18 protein-coding genes are annotated in these 18,764 nt (G+C 72.9%); 9 read left to right on the forward strand and 9 right to left on the reverse strand.

Translation table 11 applies throughout. The features are described 5' to 3' along the window. Window positions 1-39 precede the first annotated feature (39 nt). The 4 genes from BX283_RS05695 (at window position 40) to BX283_RS05710 (ending at window position 4,155) form a co-directional block, all read left to right on the forward strand. Window positions 40-1,638 carry an FAD-binding oxidoreductase gene (locus tag BX283_RS05695; RefSeq protein ID WP_101392159.1) on the forward strand — a complete coding sequence of 533 codons (1,599 nt, stop codon included), beginning with the start codon at window positions 40-42 and terminating at the stop codon, window positions 1,636-1,638. Window positions 1,639-1,702: 64 nt separating this feature from the next. Further along, window positions 1,703-2,584 (forward strand): diacylglycerol kinase family protein, encoded by an 882-nt coding sequence (locus BX283_RS05700; RefSeq protein WP_101386558.1) that lies wholly within the window; start codon window positions 1,703-1,705, stop codon window positions 2,582-2,584. A gap of 88 nt (window positions 2,585-2,672) precedes the next feature. Then, a complete protein-coding gene (locus BX283_RS05705; protein WP_306822789.1) occupies window positions 2,673-3,185 on the forward strand; it encodes a VanZ family protein in 513 nt (170 codons plus the stop codon). A 190-nt stretch (window positions 3,186-3,375) separates the two neighbouring features. Then, window positions 3,376-4,155 (forward strand): VOC family protein, encoded by a 780-nt coding sequence (locus BX283_RS05710; protein WP_101386559.1) that lies wholly within the window; start codon window positions 3,376-3,378, stop codon window positions 4,153-4,155. Window positions 4,156-4,198: 43 nt separating this feature from the next. Here BX283_RS05710 and BX283_RS05715 read toward each other — a convergent pair whose 3' ends face one another. From BX283_RS05715 to BX283_RS05730, 4 genes are all read right to left on the reverse strand, one after another. Next, a complete protein-coding gene (locus tag BX283_RS05715; protein ID WP_101386560.1) occupies window positions 4,199-5,536 on the reverse strand; it encodes an MFS transporter in 1,338 nt (445 codons plus the stop codon). A gap of 261 nt (window positions 5,537-5,797) precedes the next feature. Then, window positions 5,798-6,325, reverse strand: a complete 528-nt coding sequence (locus tag BX283_RS05720; protein WP_101386561.1) for a hypothetical protein — start codon at window positions 6,323-6,325, stop codon at window positions 5,798-5,800. Window positions 6,326-6,370: 45 nt separating this feature from the next. Continuing rightward, on the reverse strand, window positions 6,371-8,257 hold the full coding sequence (locus BX283_RS05725; RefSeq protein ID WP_257582034.1) for a serine/threonine-protein kinase: 1,887 nt from the start codon (window positions 8,255-8,257) through the stop codon (window positions 6,371-6,373). A gap of 182 nt (window positions 8,258-8,439) precedes the next feature. Next, entirely contained in the window at window positions 8,440-8,646 is a 207-nt protein-coding gene (locus BX283_RS05730) for a DUF1918 domain-containing protein (protein ID WP_101386563.1), read from the reverse strand. A gap of 138 nt (window positions 8,647-8,784) precedes the next feature. Here BX283_RS05730 and BX283_RS05735 point away from each other — a divergent pair, with 138 nt between their 5' ends. Further along, complete coding sequence (locus BX283_RS05735) at window positions 8,785-9,636, forward strand: NAD(P)H-binding protein (protein WP_180357069.1); 852 nt, start codon at window positions 8,785-8,787, stop codon at window positions 9,634-9,636. A gap of 43 nt (window positions 9,637-9,679) precedes the next feature. After that, window positions 9,680-10,885: a cation:proton antiporter gene (locus tag BX283_RS05740; protein WP_101386565.1), complete on the forward strand. Its 1,206-nt coding sequence runs from the start codon at window positions 9,680-9,682 to the stop codon at window positions 10,883-10,885. Window positions 10,886-10,892: 7 nt separating this feature from the next. Here BX283_RS05740 and BX283_RS05745 read toward each other — a convergent pair whose 3' ends face one another. The 3 genes from BX283_RS05745 to BX283_RS05755 all read right to left on the reverse strand — a co-directional run bounded on the left by BX283_RS05745 (window position 10,893) and on the right by BX283_RS05755 (window position 14,024). Further along, window positions 10,893-11,165: a hypothetical protein gene (locus BX283_RS05745; RefSeq protein WP_101386566.1), complete on the reverse strand. Its 273-nt coding sequence runs from the start codon at window positions 11,163-11,165 to the stop codon at window positions 10,893-10,895. A 61-nt stretch (window positions 11,166-11,226) separates the two neighbouring features. Continuing rightward, window positions 11,227-12,501: a sigma-70 family RNA polymerase sigma factor gene (locus BX283_RS41420; protein ID WP_257582039.1), complete on the reverse strand. Its 1,275-nt coding sequence runs from the start codon at window positions 12,499-12,501 to the stop codon at window positions 11,227-11,229. A gap of 203 nt (window positions 12,502-12,704) precedes the next feature. Then, window positions 12,705-14,024 carry a M48 family metallopeptidase gene (locus BX283_RS05755; protein WP_101386567.1) on the reverse strand — a complete coding sequence of 440 codons (1,320 nt, stop codon included), beginning with the start codon at window positions 14,022-14,024 and terminating at the stop codon, window positions 12,705-12,707. 148 nt (window positions 14,025-14,172) lie between these two features. Between BX283_RS05755 and BX283_RS05760 the strand changes: the two genes are divergently transcribed. After that, entirely contained in the window at window positions 14,173-15,033 is an 861-nt protein-coding gene (locus BX283_RS05760; protein ID WP_373979144.1) for a SigB/SigF/SigG family RNA polymerase sigma factor, read from the forward strand. A 128-nt stretch (window positions 15,034-15,161) separates the two neighbouring features. Then, the gene (locus BX283_RS05765; protein ID WP_101386568.1) at window positions 15,162-16,412 is read left to right on the forward strand and encodes an MFS transporter; all 1,251 of its coding nucleotides are present in this window, start codon (window positions 15,162-15,164) and stop codon (window positions 16,410-16,412) included. Window positions 16,413-16,505: 93 nt separating this feature from the next. Here the strand turns inward: BX283_RS05765 and BX283_RS05770 are convergent, their stop codons facing one another. Together BX283_RS05770 and BX283_RS05775 are read right to left on the reverse strand one after the other, a co-directional pair. Continuing rightward, window positions 16,506-16,910 carry an ATP-binding protein gene (locus tag BX283_RS05770; RefSeq protein ID WP_143676390.1) on the reverse strand — a complete coding sequence of 135 codons (405 nt, stop codon included), beginning with the start codon at window positions 16,908-16,910 and terminating at the stop codon, window positions 16,506-16,508. Window positions 16,911-17,184: 274 nt separating this feature from the next. Continuing rightward, entirely contained in the window at window positions 17,185-17,568 is a 384-nt protein-coding gene (locus BX283_RS05775; protein WP_101386570.1) for a peptidoglycan-binding protein, read from the reverse strand. Window positions 17,569-17,917: 349 nt separating this feature from the next. Between BX283_RS05775 and BX283_RS05780 the strand changes: the two genes are divergently transcribed. Next, window positions 17,918-18,583, forward strand: a complete 666-nt coding sequence (locus BX283_RS05780; protein ID WP_101386571.1) for a hypothetical protein — start codon at window positions 17,918-17,920, stop codon at window positions 18,581-18,583. Window positions 18,584-18,764: the final 181 nt, after the last annotated feature.

Genomic DNA, 18,764 nt, shown 5'->3' on the forward strand with positions numbered 1-18,764 from the left:
GAACAACTGCGCGACGAAGCGGGTGATCAGGTGGGTTCGGTGGACATGCTGTGGAGCGGCTGGGGCGATCCGGCCAAGGCGGCGCCACTGCCCGAGGAGGTGACGGGGCTGCTGCGGGACCTGCTGGGGGTGCGCCCGGCGGACGCCCCGGCGAAGGAACTCGCGGCCGTCGAGCCCCGCCCCTCGCGGCTGACCGGTGAGGCCTTGGCCGCCCTGGAGGCGGCGGTCGGCGCGGAGCACGTACGCGGCGACGACGGGACCCGGGTCCGCCACACCCGTGGCAAGTCCACCCCCGACCTGCTGCGCATCCGGGCCGGTGAGGTCGGTGACGCACCGGACGCCGTGGTGCTGCCCGACAACCACGACCAGGTCCTGGCCGTCCTCGCGGCCTGCACCGAGCACCGCGTCGCCGTCGTCCCCTTCGGCGGCGGCACCTCCGTGGTCGGCGGACTGGCGCCGCAGGGCCACGCCGCGTTCGTCGCGCTCGACCTGCGCCGGATGAACCGTCTGGTCGCCCTCGACGAGGTCTCCCGCACCGCCACCCTGCAACCCGGGCTGCGCGGCCCCGAGGTGGAGGCGCTGCTGGCCGAACGGGGTTACACACTCGGCCACTTCCCCCAGTCCTTCGAGTGGGCGACGGTCGGCGGGTTCGCGGCCGCCCGCTCCAGCGGCCAGGCCTCCGCGGGCTTCGGGCGCTTCGACGACATGGTGACGGCCCTTCAGGTCGCCACCCCGCGCGGCACCCTGGACCTCGGCCGGGCCCCCCGCTCGGCCGCCGGACCGGATCTGCGCCAGCTCGTCCTCGGCTCCGAGGGAGCCTTCGGCGTGATCACCTCGGTGACCGTACGGATCCATCCCACGGCCGGCACCAAGGTCTACGAGGGCTGGCGCTTCCCGTCCTTCGCCCAGGGGCAGGCCGCCCTGCGCACCCTGGCCCAGGACGGGCCGATGCCCACCGTGCTGCGGCTGTCCGACGAGACCGAGACCATGATCGGCCTGGCCAAGCCGGACGCCATCGGCGGCTCCCTCTCCTCCGACGCGGGCTGCCTGGCGATCGTCGGGTACGAGGGCACCGCCGACGAGGTCGCCCACCGCAAGGCGCGCGTGCACACCGCACTGAGCGCGGCGGGGGGCGAGCCGCTCGGCGAGGAGCCGGGCACCGGCTGGGCGCACGGCCGCTACAACGCGCCCTATCTGCGCGACGCGCTCCTGGACGCCGGCGCCTTCGCCGAGACCCTGGAGACGGCCGCGTTCTGGTCCGACATCCCAGCCCTGTACGAGGCCGTGCGCACCGCCCTCACCCAGTCCCTCACCGACGCGGGCACCCCGCCGCTGGTGATGTGCCACGTCTCGCACGTCTACCCGGCGGGCGCCTCGCTCTACTTCACGGTGGTCAGCGCCCAGGGCAAGGACCCGGTGGCACACTGGGCCCCGGCCAAGCGGGCGGCCAACGACGCCATCCTCGCCGCCGGCGGCACCATCAGCCACCACCACGGCGTCGGCACCGACCACCGCGACTGGTACGCCCGGGAGATCGGCCCGCTCGGCGTCGAGGTCCTGCACGCGGTCAAGGACCGGCTCGACCCGGCGGGCATCCTCAACCCCGGCATCCTGCTGCCGCCGCTGCCCACGGTCTGACCGCGCGCAGCACCCGCCTCCCCCGCCCGCAAGCAACACCGTCGTCGCCCATCGGAGCGTAGCCATGCGACAGTTCACGGCCGTCGTCAACCCCACCGCGGGCGGGTCACAGGGCGCCGCCGCCCTGATCCCGCTGGCCCGGCTGCTGCGCGAAGGGGGTGCGGAGCTGGAGGTCGAGTACAGCCGCGGCCTCGATCACGCGCGCACCCTGGCCCGCCGGGCCGCCGAGCAGGGCCGTGTGGTGCTCGGGGTCGGCGGCGACGGCATGGTGGGCTGCGTGGCGGGCGCCCTGGCCGGCACCGACGCCCTCGTGGGCATCGTGCCGGCCGGGCGCGGCAACGACTTCGCCCGCGCGCTCGGGCTGCCCTCCGAGCCCGCAGCGCTGGCCGAGCTGCTGCTGCGCGGCGCCCCCAGGAAGGTCGACGCCATCGAGGTCGAATCGGCCGTGCACGACAAGGTCGCCGTCCTCGGCAGCGTCTACGCCGGGGTCGACGCGGTGGCCAACCGGCACGCCAACGCCTCCCGGCTGCTGCGCGGCGCCGCCTCGTACTACATGGGCGGCCTGCGCGCGGTGCTCGGCTGGCGCACCGCCCACTACCGCGTGACCGTCGACGGTACGCTCCACGAGCGCAGCGGCTACACCGTGATCGCCGCCAACTCCGGCTTCTACGGCTTCGGGCGGCACATCGCGCCGGGCGCGGCCGTGGACGACGGACTGCTCGACGTGGTCATCCTCAACGACTCCCCCCGCCGGCTGTTCTTCAAGGTCATGAAGGAGCTGGAGGACGGCAGCCATGTCCACCGGCCGCAGGTGGAGATCCTGCGCGGCCGCGAAGTGCGCATCGAGGCGGACCGCCCCCTCCCGTACGGGGCGGACGGCGAGGTCGAGGCGGTCCTGCCGGTCACCGCGCGCGTACTGCCGGGGGCGCTCACCCTGCTGGCGTGAGCCGAGGCGTACCGTCCGCGTTACGGGGAATCCGCACGGCATGACCACTCAAGCCGAGCGGGCCAGGGCGCGAACTGCCAGGCGGGTCATGGCCGTTCGGATTCTGATCATGGTGGTGGCGATCGCCGCGCTGGCGGCGTTCTCCGCCGTCCTCGCCGAGTTGACCCTCACCCCGTCGCCCGCCTCGCGCGACATCGCGGGGTCCAACCTGCGGCCGGGCCACTCGCTGCGCGAGTACGCCGACGACTACACCTTCCTCGCCGCCTGCCGGCAGGTCGGCGGCAATCTGCTGCTCGGCGTGCCCTTCGGGCTGATCCTGCCGGTGCTGGTGCGCCGACGGCTGCGGGCGGTGCGGGTGCTGCTGTACACGGTCGTCGTGATGGTCTTCATCGAGCTGGCGCAGGGGGCGCTCGTCGAGGGGCGCGCGTTCGACGTGGACGACGTGCTGCTCAACACGTCCGGGGCGCTGCTCGGCTATGTGCTGCTCGGCCGCCGTATGGGACGCGGCTTCCACCACCTCGGGGAGCGGCGGCGCGAGGGCACCAAGCCGAGCCGGGTGTGGCGCTTCGGCGAACGCCGGGCCGCCGCACCGCGCCGCTGAGGGCCCCCGCACGGTCGTGCGCGGCCAGCCGCAGCCGTCCCGCCCCTCACCCGTTCCGCCGTTCCGTATGCCTGATGCGCCGCCGTGTCACTACGATCCGTTATGGGCTGGTTCGCCCTCGGGAGACACCGGCCCGGCCGCGGACTCCCCGCCCTCACGGCCAGGACCCGCGAAAGGCAGGCACGCAACCATGCTCAGTACCGACTTCGTCACCGGCGCACCCAACTGGCTCGACCTCGGCAGCCCCGACACCAAGGCCGCGGCCGCGTTCTACACCGGCGTCTTCGGGTGGGACTTCCAGTCCGCGGGCCCCGAGGCCGGCGGGTACGGCTTCTTCCAGAAGGACGGCAAGACGGTCGCCGCCCTGGGTCCGCTCACCGAGGAGGGCGCCGGCCCGGCCTGGACGGTGTACTTCCAGACGCCGGACGCGGACGCCACCGCCAAGGCGGTCGAGCAGGCCGGCGGGACCGTGCGGGTGGCGCCCTTCGACGTCATGGACGCGGGCCGGATGGCGTGTCTGACCGACCCGGGCGGCGCCGAGTTCTCCGTCTGGCAGCCCGCCGCGACGAAGGGCCTCGAAGCGACGTCCGAGGACAACACGCTGCTCTGGGCCGAGCTGCACGCCCCTGACGTACCGGCCGCGCTGTCCTTCTACCGCTCCCTGTTCGGCTGGCGCTCGCAGGAGATGGAGGCGCCCGGTATGACGTACACGGTGCTGTCCACCGCCGAGGGCGACCAGGAGAACGCCTCGTTCGGCGGCCTCGCCCCGCTCCAGGAGGGCATGGAACCGCGGTGGATCCCGTACTTCTGCGTGGCCGACGCGGACGCCACGGCCGACCGGGCGCAGTCGAACGGCGGCTCGGTCATCATGCCCGCGGCGGACGTGCCGGACGTCGGCCGGATCGCCTGGCTCGCCGACCCGCACGGCGCCCCCTTCGCCATCCTCAAGCCCGACCCCCGGCACGGCTGACCCGGCCGGCGGGCCGCTCCACGCGAAGTGGATCAGTCATCGATCAGTCATCCCGGCATGATCCGCTACGGGCCGACTCCTGGCCGGGCCCGCTCAGGACGGGGCCGCCCGCGACCGGTCCGGCCTGTTCGGGGCGGCGCGCGCGGACCGGGGTGAACAGCGCCAGCACCCCGGTGAGCAGACAGCACGCCCCGGCCACCAGGCACACCGACCCCGTGCCGTAGCGCTGTGCGGCCCAGGTGAGGACGGCCGCGCCGATGGGGGCCGCCGAGTAGTGGATGGTCCAGAAGGCGGAGGTGACCCGGCCGAGCAGATGGTCCGGGGTCACTTCCTGACGCAGCGACATCGAGCAGGTCCCGGACACACTGGCGCAGCCGAGGAACGCGGCGGTCAGCGCGGCGATGCCCGCCACGCTCCCGGCCGAGCCGATCGCCGCCAGGGCGAGCCCACAGACCGCGACACCGCTGATCCAGGTCCCGCCGAAGCCGAGCCGGTGACGGATCCGGGCGACCATCAGCGCGCCGACGACCGTGCCCAGAGCGCCCACGGCGAAGACGGTGCCGACCGCGCCGTCGCCCTGGCCGAGGTCGTGCTTGAGGTGATAAATGATCAGGTCGTTGAGGCCGAGCGTCAGAAAGCTGAAGGCCGACAGCAGGACGGTCAGGCTCCGCAGCACCGGATGCCGCCGCAGGAACGACACCCCGGCGGCGAACTCCTTGCCCAGCGACTCCCGCCGCGGCCCCGGCGCCGCGTCACCGGACGGCTCGGTCCGGCCCTTGAACCGTACGAAGCTCAGACAGAGGGCCGACACCCCGAAGCTCACCGCGTCCACGGCGACGGCCGCCGCCGGGCCCACCCAGGCCGCCACCACACCCGCGAGCAGCGGCCCCACGACCCCGGCCGCGGCGGCCGTCGCGTTCAGCCTGCCGTTGGCCTCGGTGATGCGCTCTGCCGGCACCAGCGCCCGTACGGCGGTGACGTAGGTGACGGAGAACAGCATCCCGACGGCCTCGGCCAGCGGAAGCACCACGTACAGCAGCCAGATCTGCGGGCCGAACGCCCACACCAGCGGTATCAGCGCGTACAGCACGAGGCGGACGAGGTCGCACGCGATCAGCAGCTTCCTGCGGTCGAGGCGGTCGACCACGACCCCCGCGAACACCCCCGCGCCGACCGCGGCCGCGCCCGCGGCGCCGGTCAGCAGGCCCATCTGCGCGACCGAGCCCGTCGCGTGCAGCACAAGCAGCGGCAGGGCGATCAGGGCGAACGAGTCACCGACGACGGAGAGGGTCTGCGCGGCCCAGAAGACGTCGAAGTCGCGGTCGCGCCACAGCGCGGGCGAACGGCCGGGCAGGGGCTCGTCACCGGTGAGTTGAGGCATCCGGGGAGGGTAGTACGCGGTCGTCGCGAAGTCCCGCCCTTTATTTCCGGTGCGGAGAGCGGGCTCCAGCTCGCCGTCTACACGGACGGCCGGCTCGTCGTCGACGCGTGCGCGGGGACGGCCGGTTCACCGGACGGCCGCCCGCTCGGCCCCGCGACACTGATCCACGGCTTCTCCTCCGCACCCGGCTGGTCGCCCCCACGAACAACAGGGCGCGGCTCCTGGCAGACGAGGTCAGGGCGCACCTGGGCTAACGTCCGCCTACAGGTCGTGCACCGCCGTGCGAGCGGCCGAGACGAAGGCCAGGACCGACTCCCAGAAGGGGTCGTAGCACTGGTCGAACAGCGCGACGGCGTCCGGCTCGCCCTCGATGGACGCGCCAAGTGCCCGGTGCGGAGGCCGAGTCGAGAGTCTGAGCGTCTCGGCGGCCGCGGCCACGTCGTCCGGGCCCTCCAGGTTGATCACCCATATGAAGTGGCGGAGCCTGCCGTACTCCACCCGCAGGCTGGCCTGCACCTCCTTCAGCGCGGGGAGCTGTTCGGCGCGGCTGCCGCCCGACTTGTGGATGTCCGACACCGTCCAGTACAGCTCCGCCATCTTGTGCGCCTGCTCGATCAGGCTCACATAGGCCGACCGCCGCGCCTCGCTGATCCGGATGGTGCGCTGGGTGCGCTCGGTGGCGGCGGCCTGGATCTGGGCGGCGCGGGCCGTGCCGCGGCTGGTGACCCAGCTGGCGAGCACGGCCGTGCCGGCGGTCAACGACGAGATCCAGAGGGCGGAGTCAGTCACGCCGGGGACTCTTCCCCCGCACGCTCCCCCCGATGCGGCCGGACCTCACGAGGCGGCCCCGCCGCTGACCCACAGCTGGGCGTGCTGGGTGGAGTCGCACGGGGTCACCATCGCGCCGTTGCTGCCCACTTCGAGGCAGTCACCGCTCGACGTGTTCTTGATGGTGCTGCCGGACGACGTGCGGGTGCCGATCCGCCAGTGCTGGCCGCCGGCGGTCTGGCCGCAGGGGAACGTGGTGGCGTAGCCGGTGAAACCGCCGCCGCCTCCGAAGTCGCTGCCGCCCACGAGGCAGTAACCGCTGCCCCGGTTGATCAGCTGGAAGGAGCCGTCGGAGGCGTACTTGAAGGTCCACGCGTACGACGCGGTGGACTCGCAGGGTCCGTACGAGGCGCTGGTGCCGCCGGCGCTCAGGCACTGGCTGTTGGAGACGTTCTTGACGCGGTAGGTGCCCGGCGAGCCGATCGTCGAGCCGCCGGTCTGGGCGGGCGGATCGGCCGGGGGACGGTTCGTACGGGTGCCGCCGCCGGCCGGTGTGCCGCCGCCCGAGCCCGAGCCGCCCGCAGCGGAGCCGCCCGCCGCGCCGCCCGGGCGCGGGCCGGATCCCGGGGGTGCGGCGGTGGTGCCGGAGGATCCCGAAGCCCCGGGTCCCGAGGAAGCCGCGCCCGACGGGCCCGAGGAGGCACTGGGGGCGGGCGACGACGGAGTGCCCGAGCGGTTCGGCTGCGCCGAAGCCGCTCCCCCGGACTGCCCGGCGGAGTGCGCGGCGGGGGACGACGCCCCGGTGGCGGGCCGGTCCGCGCCGCGGGTGTCGGAGCCGTACGGCATGAGGCTGACACCGATGACCGTACCGCTCACGACGACCACCGCCGGGACCACGGCGAGCAGCACGCGGGGGCGGCGCTCACGCGGCTTCTTCGGGGCGGGCGCGTCCTGCACCACGCCCACCTCCGGTCCGGCGGCGGGACGGAGGTTGACCGTGGACCGGGTGAACTCGGCGAGGTCCGGCACCTTCGCGGCGAACGCGGCCCGCTCGGACAGCTGTTCGGCGATGGCCGACGGCCACTCGACGGAGCCGGACGGCGCCTTCTCCCGGGCGAGATCGGCCAGGTCGGACGCGGCGGGCCGGGCCGCGGGGTTCTTCGCCAGACACCGCTCCAGCAGGTCCGCGAGGTCGGCGTCGACGCGGCGCACCGGTTCGAGGTCGGGCTCCTCGTGCACGATGCGGTACAGCTGGGCGTGCCCGGCGCCCTCCCCGAACGGCGGCCGTCCCGTCGCCGCGTACACGACCAGGCAGCCGAGGGAGAACACATCGGCGGCGCCCGTCAACCGGACGCTGCCCGCGGCCTGTTCGGGTGCCATGTAGGCGAGCGTCCCGATGACCATGCCGGTCTGGGTCAGCCTGCTCTGGTCGGCGGCCCGGGCGATCCCGAAGTCGATCAGGGTGAGGCCGTCCAGGGTGAGCATCACGTTGGAGGGCTTGAGGTCCCGGTGGACGATCTCGCGCGCGTGCACGGCGCCCAGGGCGGCCGCGGCGTCCCCCAGCAGCCGCCAGAGCGCCTCCCGTGGCAGCGACCCGCCGTGCAGCTCGACCGCCGCGTCCAGGGTCAGTCCGGGCACGTACTCGGTGGCGAACCACGGCGGCCGCGCGGTGCGGTCGGTGGCGAGCAGCGACGCGCTGACACCGGTGGGCAGCCTGCCCAGGTTGTCGAGTTCGTGCCCGAAGTGCCGCAGGAAGTCCTGGTCCTCGGCCAGGATCGGGAGGACCTGCTTGACGGCGGTGTAACGGCCCGAGGCCACCCCGAGGTACACCCGCCCCATGCCACCGGAACCGAGCCTTCCGACCAGCGGGAACGAGCCGATCTGCCGTGGGTCGTCCGGCGCGAGCGGCTCCGCTCCACTGCCACTCAGATCGACACCATGTTCCCCGCCCACAGGCGTGCCCCCTCGACTCGTCCGCCCCTGGTGTCCCACCCGTCACTCCAGGGAGATCGACACTTTCCCATGGATGACATGTTCGTGCACGGAAAGGTTCCCGAGCAGGGGAACTGGCGTACGTGAAAATCCTTCAAGTGGGGTTTGTCGGGGGCGATTTCAGGACGGCGCCCGAAACCCGGCTACCACTGCCCCTTCCTGGATCCCGGCGCCGACCGCACCGCGCAGTCGGGGCCCGGCGACATGATCGACTCATGGCCGTCCGGGAAGCGGACCCGGTAGGGCGGTGTGCCGTTCTCGCCCAGGACCTGGACGATCTCACCCGTCTTGTCGTGCTGGCCCACGACTCTGCCGTGCTGCACCAGCTGGTCACCCTCGGTCGCTCGCATCGAGGCCTCCCTCGGAAGCGGACTGGTCGGTAACAGCATTTTATGACCGTCTGGCCCGACAAGCCCGTTCTCACTTCCCTGACCATGTCGGATAGAACCGGGACGACCAGGACGACACGGCACCCGAGGAGGGCGCGCATGACCACGCTGGTGATCGGGGCTCGCGGAAGCGTCGGACGGCAGGTGCTCGACCAGCTGCTCACCCTCGGCGAGCCGGTCCGGGCGTCGGCACGCGATCCGCGGACCGCGGACCTGCCCGCCGGTGTCCCGGTCGTCCCGGCCGACCTCACCAGGCCGGATACGCTCCCGGCCGCGCTCGACGGCGTACGCCGGGTGTTCGTGTACGCCACGGCGGGCGTGGCCGACTTCGCCGTCGCGGCCCGCGCCGCGGGCGTCGAGCACGTGGTGGCCCTCTCTTCCGGGAGCGTGCTCCTGCCGTACGCGCACGGCAACGTGATCGCGGAGGAGCACCGGGCGATGGAGCGGGCGCTCGCCGCCTCCGGCCTGCGCTGGACGCCGATCCGTCCACTCGTCCTCGCGAACAACGCGCTGACCTGGTCGTACTCGATCCGCACGGAGGGCGTGGCCCGGATGCTGCACCCGGAGGCGGCCACGGCGCCGATCCACGAGCGCGATGTCGCCGCGGCGGCGGTCGCCGCGCTGACCGGCCGCGCAAAGAGCGGGGTCAGCGACCTGCTGACCGGCGGCGAGCTGCTGTCGCAGCGCCGCCAGGCCGAGCTGATCGGCGAGGCCGCCGGACGGTCGGTGCGGATCGAGGAGCTCACCGAGGCGCGGGCCCGGCGGGAGTTCGAGCGGTTCGGGTCGCCCGCGGCCGCCGCCTCGATCGTGGAGTTCATCGTCGCCGCCGCCCGGGGCGGCTCTCCGGCGACGGGCACCGCGCGGCGCATCCTCGGACGGCCGCCGCTGCCGTTCGCACGGTGGGCGGCCGACCACGCGGCCACGTTCGCCCGACCAGGGACCCATGGGTGACTTTTGGGAGATATCGCCCTTATTCGTGTGCTAGATACAAGCCATGTCGCACACCGGGACGCTCATCCTGATCATGGCCATCGCGGTCCTCGCGCCCCTGATCGCGTACGCCGCCGGCCGCTGGGCTCCCGTGCCGGTAGCCGTCTTCGAGATCCTGCTCGGTGTCCTCATCGGCCCGGACGTCCTGGACTGGGCCGAGAAGGACCAGCTCATCGACGTGCTCTCGCGCCTCGGTCTGTCCATGCTGATCTTCCTGGCGGGTTACGAGATCGACTTCGACGCCGTGCGCGGCGACACCCTGCGCCGGGCGGTGTGGGCCTGGCTGATCACGCTCGGCCTGGCCCTCGGCATCGCCTTCGCGCTGACCGGCGGCGCCGCCGACAAGAGCTTCGTCATCGGCACCGCCCTCACCAGCACCGCCCTCGGGGCCGTCCTGCCCATCCTGCGCGACTCCGGCAGCCTGCGCGGGCGCTTCGGCACCGTGGTGATGGCCTTCGGCGCGGTCGGCGAGTTCGGCCCGATCATCGCGATGGCCGTCCTGCTCAGCGGGCGCGGTCCCGGGCGGGCCGGTGCCGTGCTGATCGCGTTCGCCGCCGTCACCGCCGCGGCCGTCTTCTGGGCCCTGCGGCCACGGCCGCCCTGGTTCTCCCGGATCATCGCCAGGACCCTGCACAGCAGCGGCCAGTTCGCCGTCCGCTTCGTCATGCTGCTGCTCGCCTGCATGCTCGGGCTCTCGGCCGCCTTCGGGCTGGACTCCCTGCTCGGCGCGTTCGCCGCCGGGCTGTTCACCCGGCTCATCCTCGTCGGCGCGGCGCCCGAGCACAGCGGCGACATCCTCGGCAAGATCGAGGCGATGGGCTTCGGCTTCCTCGTACCGATCTTCTTCATCGTCACCGGCATCGAATTCGACCTGTCCGCCCTCCTCCACGGCGGCCGGCCGCTCGCCCTGGTCCCCGCCTTCCTCGTCCTCTTCCTGCTCGTACGCGGCGCCCCCGCCCTCCTCCTCGCGCCGAACGACCTCGCGCGCCGCGACCGCGCCGCCCTCGCCCTGTACTGCGCCACCTGCCTGCCCCTCGTCGTCGCCATCACCACCATCGGCATCGACGACGGCACGCTCGGCGCCGACGAGGGCGCGGCGCTCGTCGGCGCGGCCATCCTGTCCGTACTGATCCTGCCGCTCGTCGCCCTGCGCATCCGGGCGGCGGGAGCCGGGGAGCGGCAGCGGGCCGAGGTGTCGGAGTCCTGGTGAGCCCCGTTCATCTGCTCGCGGCCCACCCCAGCACCACCGCGGCGACGGCCGCGAGCGCGGCCACCGCGCTCCACAGCACCGAAGTGCGGTGCCAGAAGGGCGGGTTGCCGGTCACCGGCCGGGCGGGCGGGAGCGCCGCCCGCCCATCGGGTTCCGTCTTCGTGATCGCGGCGTCGACGCGGACCCGTGAGCCGCCGTGGACGGTGATGCTGATGACGGGCGCGGGCAGGGGCTCGTGCTGCGGTTGCCGGGCGGGGCCGTGGTCGTTGTGATCGCTCAACGGGGTCTCCTTCTACGGACGTTGTTATAGCTGGCCGTGGACCGACGGCATCTCGTACGCCTCACCACTCCTCCTCACCGGCCCGCACGCCGAGCCTCGCGGCCAGGGTCCGTCGGGCCGCGCGCTGGTGGCTGCGGACGGTGGCCGGGCCCAGGCCCATGAGGTGGGCGATCCGGTCGGTCGGGTAACCCAGCACGAAGCGCAGCACGATCACGTCGAACTGGCGCTCCGGGAGCTCGGCGATGGCGTCGTAGAGGCCGAGCTCGCTGGGCATCCCGCCCAGGGACGCCCTGGCGTCCCGCATCGCCTGGCTCAGGACCTGCCGGGGTGACACGCGGCGGGCCTGCTCCGCGACGCTGCGGCGGAGGATCTGCCAGGCCCAGGCGGCGGGCTGGGGCTGCTGGAGGAAGAGCAGCCAGTCATGGAGGATGGCGTTGAACGTCGCCAGGACGGCGGTGTCGACCATGTCCTTGCGCAGGTGCAGCCGGGCGTAGGCCGCGTACCGCGAGACGTTCATCGCGAAGAACGCCTCGAAGGCGGGCGGCAGCCCCACCGCCTGGATCGGCAGCCCGGGGCCGCAGGCCGTGGTGTCGGCGACCAGCGTCGGGGCCGCGCCGCGCTCGCCGTGGACTTCCCGCGCGTGCCCGGAGCCTGCTCGCGGGGCGGGGCCGCCACGTGCCGGTCCGCCCGAGCCACCCGAGTCGCCCGGCCCCTGCCCGGGCGGCTCGGGCTCCTCGTCACCCGGCTCAGAAGAAGGCTCAGGGGAATCGGCCCGCTTCTCCCACCGCTCCGTCAGCCCCCGTACGGTCGACTGCGAGGCCGACAGGGCGCGCGCCAGGATGGCGCAGCGCCGCCGCAGTTCGTCGCGCTCGGCCGTCAGCGCGGCGTTGTCCTCCAGGGCCGTACGCATCCGTCTGCGCATCTCGACGACGTTCAGCCGCAGTTGAGCGACCTCCTCGGGCGAGGGAGGCGGTGGTGCGGAACCACCGGCGGCCGTCGGAGGGATCGCGGCGAAGGTCTCGGGCGGGCGTACGGGGGAGGTGAGGAGCTCGCGTGCCTGCTTGATGCGGTCGGTCCTGTCGACGGCGTCGAAGCAGACCGCGGCCACGGCGTCGATGAACTCGACGGTGAGGCGGTGGCCCGCCAGCCGTTCCGCCACCGTCGTGCGGCACGGCACCGGCCCGCGCAGGACGTCCCCGCGCCGCAGCTCGCCGTGCAGACCTCCGACGGTGAGTCCCGCCTCGTCCAGCCAGCCCCGCAGGAGGGCCGCGGCCTGGTTCTCCTGCGGGGTCGTCCCCCGCAACGGCCCCCACGGCCGGCCGCCCCGGCTTGCCATCCGCCCTCCTCGTGCTCGCTGGGAGCACAACTCTGGTGCAGGTACGGCACGTTCGGCGGTTGTCCGCCGAAAGACGCGGACAACTGGGCCCGGGGTTTGTGTGCGGGTTGGCGGGGGCCGGTCGCGCGGTTCCCCGCGCCCCTTGAGTGACGGGGGACGTCCTGCGCGGGCAGCCCCGACCAGAGCGCTGCCCGCGCGGAACCTCACGCGAACTTGGAGCTCGGTACCGGTCCCGTCGACTTCAGGCGGGTGCGCTCGCCCTGGAGCCAGGTGCCCCGTACGGCCGTGACGAAGGCCGTGAAGGCCTCGTCCGGGTCCGCGGGTGTCTCCCCGTCACCCTCGTCCGGGGACGAGTCCGCGCCGACGATCTCGGCGGCGATCAGCGCGTCCGGGCGCTCGTCCGCCTCTGTCCGCTCCACCTCCCCGTCCTCGCCCGCGCGCAGCTGCCCGTCCCAGGGCGCGGCCACCGACTGGTGCAGCAGCGCGACGCTGTCGGCGGTGACGACGGGCGTGTCGGTCCAGCTGCTCGCGTGCTCGTGGAGCACCTGCCCGGCGGCCCGGTCCTGGAGCTGCCCGAGGATCTCGGGGCCCTCGGCGACCTCCGCCAGCTCGTTCAGGTCGTACGCGATCACCACGGTATCCGCGCGCCCCGGCGCGAACGGCTCGGCCGGGAGCCCGAGGACCTCGGCGGCGGCCAGGCCGAGGATCCGGCTGCCCCGGTCGGGCAGCAGCGACACCGAGCGGGGCCGCACCCCGGCGGCGTCCAGGAGCAGCTTCAGCCGCAGCAGCCCGCGCAGGCACTGGCCGTACGAGTCCTGCAGCCAGGCGTACCGGCCGTTCATCCCGGCGTCGAAGCCGTACGGGGAGAGCGTGCCCAGCACCGTACCGCCCATGACGAACTGCCAGCCGCGCAGATCGGTGCGGTCGAGGGCGCTCACGGGACCGGCGCTCGCGGCGCGCTCCAGCATGTGGCGCTGGCGCTGCCGCGCGGGCAGCCACATCGGGTCCTCGGGGTCGGGCAGCCGCGCGTGCTGGCGGTCGGCCAGGGCCAGGTCGCCCGCCATGATGGCGTTGAACACCAGCAGATAGCGGTCGGGCCACTCCTCGAACCCGCTCTCGTGCCGCGCCAGCACCTCCACCGCCTCGCCGTGCCGGTTCTCGCTCTCGTACGCGGCCACCAGCTCGCGCACCACCTGCAGCGCGCCCGGGTTGCGGGTCAGCACTTCGCGCAGGGCGGGTACGGCGAGGAAGGAGAGGCCGCGCTCGATGCACGCGTACCCGAAGTCGTACAGCGCCCGGTCGTCGGCGGGGCGGGACACCAGCGCCGCGGCGGCGCGGGCGAGGTCGTCGAAGCCGGCCGCCTTGGCGGCGCGCCCGACGACCAGCGCCACCTCGCCCAGCGGCAGGTCCTCCCCGGCGGTCCGCAGCAGGCGCACGGCACCGGGCAGGTCGCCCGCGTCCAGGCACTCCCAGGCCTTGAGGAGTTCGGCGGACTTCGGACGGCGGTTCTTGGGCGAAAACATGTCCGCGATCCTCTCCGACCGCGGGCACCGCCCTCAACAGCATTTCGGCCCGTTCGGAACGGGGCCGTGTGCGAGGCGAGTTCGCGGGTACACGCTCTTCGCGTTCGGAACGCGTTGGAAGCTGTACAGGTCGATCGAAGGAGAGATCATGACGACGGTCGAGGTCGGCACCATGGTGGGTCAGCGGAGCCAGGTGGCGCCGGAACTGCCTTTGGTGGAGTGCCCCGACAAGCTCGCCCCAAGTGACGCCCGGGAGTTGTCACGCCTCTTCTTCGAACAGCTCGCAGTACTGGAGGAGGGGACCCCCGCCCATCAGTACGCCCGCAACACCCTGATCGAGATGAACATGTCGCTTGTGCGCTTCGCCGCGCGGCGCTTTCGCCAGTACGCGGACGAGATCGAGGACGTCGTCCAGGTGGGCATGATCGGGCTGATCAAGGCGATCGACCGGTTCGAGCTGTCCCGCGAGACGCAGTTCGCCACGTTCGCCGTGCCGTATGTCGTCGGCGAGATGAAGCGCTTCTTCCGCGACACCACCTGGGCCGTGCACGTCCCGCGCCGTCTCCAGGAGCGCCGGACGGAGCTGGGCAAGGCCCGAGCCGAGCTGGAGAGCCGGCTGGACCGCTCCCCCACCGTCAAGGAGCTGGCCGCCCTGATGGACATCACTGAGGAGGAGGTGCTGGAGGCCCAGCTGGCCGCCAACGGCTACCACTCCTCGTCCCTCGACGCCGCCCTGTCCGGCAACGAGGAGGAGGGGGAGGCGGCCCTCGCCGACGTCATCGGCTCCGAGGACCCGGCCATCGAGCTGGTCGAGGACTTCCAGGCCCTCGCGCCCGCGATGGACACACTGACCGAGCGCGAGCGCTTCGTCGTGCACCTGCGGTTCGTGGAGGAGCGCACCCAGTCGGAGATCGGTGAGACGCTCGGCGTCTCCCAGATGCAGGTCTCGCGCATCCTGCGCCGGATCCTCACCAAGCTGCGGACCGGCATGGGCGTCGCCGTCGAGTGACGTTCCACCCACCTCGCGGCACCGTCCCGGGCGGCTGTTTGACCCGGGGCGGTGCCGCCCGCTTTGATCGCTGCTCCAGGTGAGGTCGTTCCGGGTCTCCGGGCGGGACAGCGAGGAGTGCGCCGGGCATGGCGGGCAGCAGAGCGCTCGGGCGCGGATTCGGATGGCTGTGGGCCGCGTACGGGGCGAGCACGCTCGGGACCTGGCTGGCGTTCGACGCGTTCCCCCTGGTCGCGATCCTCGCCCTGCACGCCGGGCCCGCCCAGGTGTCGGCGCTGGCGGCCGCGGGGCTCGCGGTGGGGGCGGCGGTCGCGCTGCCGCTCGGGCCGTGGGTGGAGTTCCGCCGCAAGCGGCCGGTGATGGTCGCCATGGACCTCGTCCGGTTCGCGGCACTGCTGAGCGTCCCCGTCGCGTACGCCTTCGGGCTGTTGGGCTTCGGACAGCTCCTGGCGGTGTCCGTGGTCGTGGCCGCCTGCGACATCACCTTCAAGGCGGCGGCCGGGGCGTGCCTCAAGTCGCTCGTACGGCCCGAGGACCTGCTCGTCGCCAACGGGCGCTTCGAGTCCACCACCTGGACGGCCTCCGTGCTCGGCCCGCCGCTGGGCGGCGCCGCGATCGGGCTGCTGGGTCCGGTGACGACCGTTCTGGCCAACGCCGTCAGCTTCCTGCTGTCCGCCGCGGGGATCCGCGCGATCGGCGGGCGGGAGCCGCGGCCCGTACGGACCGGTGCGCCGCGCATGCGGGCCGGGGACCTGCTGGAGGGGTGGCGCTACATCCTGGGCCACCCGGCACTGCGCCCGCTCTTCTTCAACACGGTCCTGAACAACGGCCTGGTCATGGCGACCGCGCCGGTGCTCGCCGCGCTCATGCTCGGTGACCTCGCCTTCGCGCCCTGGCAGTACGGTCTCGCGTTCGGCATCGCCTGCCTCGGCGGTCTCCTCGGGTCGCGGCTGGCCGGCCCGCTCGTCACCCGGTTCGGGCAGCACCGGGTGATGCTCGCCTCCGGGACGCTGCGCGCGTGCTGGTCGGTCGGTCTCGGGTTCGTCCGGCCGGGGGTTCCCGGCCTGCTGCTCGTCATCGCCGTCGAGTTCGCGCTGATCACCTGCTCGGGCGTGTTCAACCCGGTGTACGCCACCTACCGGCTCGCCAGGACCGAGGACGACCGGGTCGCCCGTACGCTCTCCGCGTGGTCGGTCACCAGCAGCGCCACGATCGCGGCCATGACGGCCGTGTGGGGTCTGCTGGCCGCTGCCGCCGGCCCGCGCACGGCCATAGCGATCGCCGGTCTGCTGCTCCTGGCGACCCCGCTGCTGCTCCCGTGGCGCGACGACGACCGCATGGCGCCGTACGAGCGGGATCTGGCGACGGAGTCCGGGTGAGAGCCCGTCGTGCGGGCCGGGCGCCGGGGCGCGGGCGGGGGTTCGAAGACAGGCTCTGAACCCCTTGCGGAGGTGTCCGGGCGCCCACCGCGGCTACAGCGGTACGAAGACCTGGATGCGTTTGCCGCCCGACGGCAGCAGGCTGACGGTGACGCTGGTCGCCAGACGGCAGATCATCGGCCAGCCGTAGCCGCCGGGGGTGAAGTCGCCGCTCGGCTCCTTCGTCGACGGCAGCCCGGTGCTCGCGTCCTCGACCACCAGCCGCAGCCCCACACGGTCCGCCATCGCCTCGAACGCGGTGACGCCGCCCGCGTGCCGCAGCGCGTTCGTCACCAGCTCCGACGTCACCAGCAGCGCGTCCGCGACCACCGTGTCCTGATTCGACAGCTGCGATCTGCCCAGCACCGAACCCAGCAGCGCCTTCACGCGCCTGCGCGCCTCCGCGGCGTCGACCGGCACGAGTCCGGTCCTGCCGGTAGGAGCCGTCTCCTCACTCACCTCACTGCCCCCGTCCTGCATGCGAAACCGCCCGCACTCACCCCCTGCGCACTTGCCCAGGGTTCCCATGGGTCAATCCCCCTCGCTTTCGCGACGGAGCTGCCTCGCCCCCGCCGGGCCGGACCGCACAGGGTACGGGGACAGGGGCGACCCCGTCGCGACGGGGGACGCGACGGGGCCTGGGGTTTCGGGTGCCCCGGGGCGGCGGGACCATGCTCGTGATGCCGGTCACACCCCACGTGGCAGCATGTGCACCACCGACTGCGCGGCCCGGTCACTTCTTGGTCGGGACCACCGCCCAGCAGCCGTTGGTCCGCCACACGTCCTTGCCGCCGTTGTTCCGGGCCACCATGAACTCGATCGTGCCACCGGTGTTCGGGCCCACCGTCCCGTCGACCGGGAGGTGCCAGAAGCGCTGGAAGTTCACCACGGCGTCCTTGGTGTTCTTTCCGTAGACGCCGTCCACGGCCAGCCTCGTCCCCGCGTACGCGTTGAACGCGCGCTGGACGCACTTGATCCCGGCCTTGTTCCCCGAGCCCGTACCGATGTTGGCGACGCCCGGCTTGGCCTGCGCGGCGGTGGCGCCCAGCAGGCTCCCCGCCATCAGCGCGGCCGCGCTCAGAGCGACCGACACCCGGCGTACGTCCACAGCACTCATCTCGTCTCCCGTTTTCGCGTCCGATATCCCGTCCGAATTCCGGCAACCGCACCCTAGGCGGCTGATCCTGACGAGACATCAGGCAGCGGTTTCATCCCGGGTGAACTTTCGCGGTAGGTGACTTCGGTACACCTACCGCGCCGGTCGTAGGACGTGTTCCGCGACCTGTGATCCCCCGCATGATCGGAGATTCACCGTTTCCCTCATCAACTCTTTAGTGTGCAGCCGATTCAGACGGGCTGCGTTTGTTTGGGTCAGGTGTGTATCTTTTTGAGAACTCGCCTGTGCTGTGCCCGCAGCAAGGGCCGGCACCCGGCGGCATCATCCAGCACGAGGAAAGCGAACTCCCATGGCGGACGAGCCGGACATCAGCACTCTCAAGGACCAGTACGCGGCGCGTGTCACCGCCGATCTGGAAGCCAACCAGCAGGACCAGTCACGTATCCGCGCCGAACTCGACACACTCAAGGACCAACTCGAAGCCCTGGAGCGGGACCACGGTCTGCTGCAAACCATGCAGCACACCCTCGGCGGCGCCCCGGCGAAGGCCGCCCCCAAGAAGGCCGTTGCCACGAAGTCCGCTCCCGCGAAGGCCACTCCCGCGAAGGCCGTCGCACCGGCCAAGGTGCCCACCCCCCGGACGAAGAAGACCGAGGTCAAGGCCGCCGCGGCCAAGCCCGCCCGGGCCCCGCGCAAGAACACCGCTCCGGCGAAGACCGCTTCCCCGCGCAAGGCGGAAACCTCCGGACCCACCCTGCGCGAAGTCGTGCTCGGCCTCTTCGCCGGACACCAGGAGCCGCGTACGGTCTCCGACGTCCTCGCCGAACTCACCACCGCCCACCCCGACCGCAAGACCAGCCCCCAGGTCGTCCGCAACACCCTCGAAGCGCTCGTCGCCAAGGGCGAGCTGGAGCGGGAGCGCAAGCAGGGCTCGGTCTTCTACACCGCCCCGGACAAGAAGTCCGCCGCGGCGGCCGGGACGCCCACCGCCGACGCCGTGCCCGCGACGGCCTGACCCTTCTCCTCCGCCGGGGTTGGATCGGGTCGATGCCTTTCTCGCCGTACGGCATCAGCCGCACGGAGCCCGGCGGACAGCACCTGTCCGCCGAGCCCCGTGCCCCTGGTCAGGCGCGGCGGCCGGCGAGCCGGATCCCTCCCCGGGGTGGGCGCGGGCAGGGACCACTTGCGGCCCTGCC

Source organism: Streptomyces sp. TLI_146, from assembly GCF_002846415.1.
In the GTDB taxonomy this organism is placed as follows: domain Bacteria; phylum Actinomycetota; class Actinomycetes; order Streptomycetales; family Streptomycetaceae; genus Streptomyces.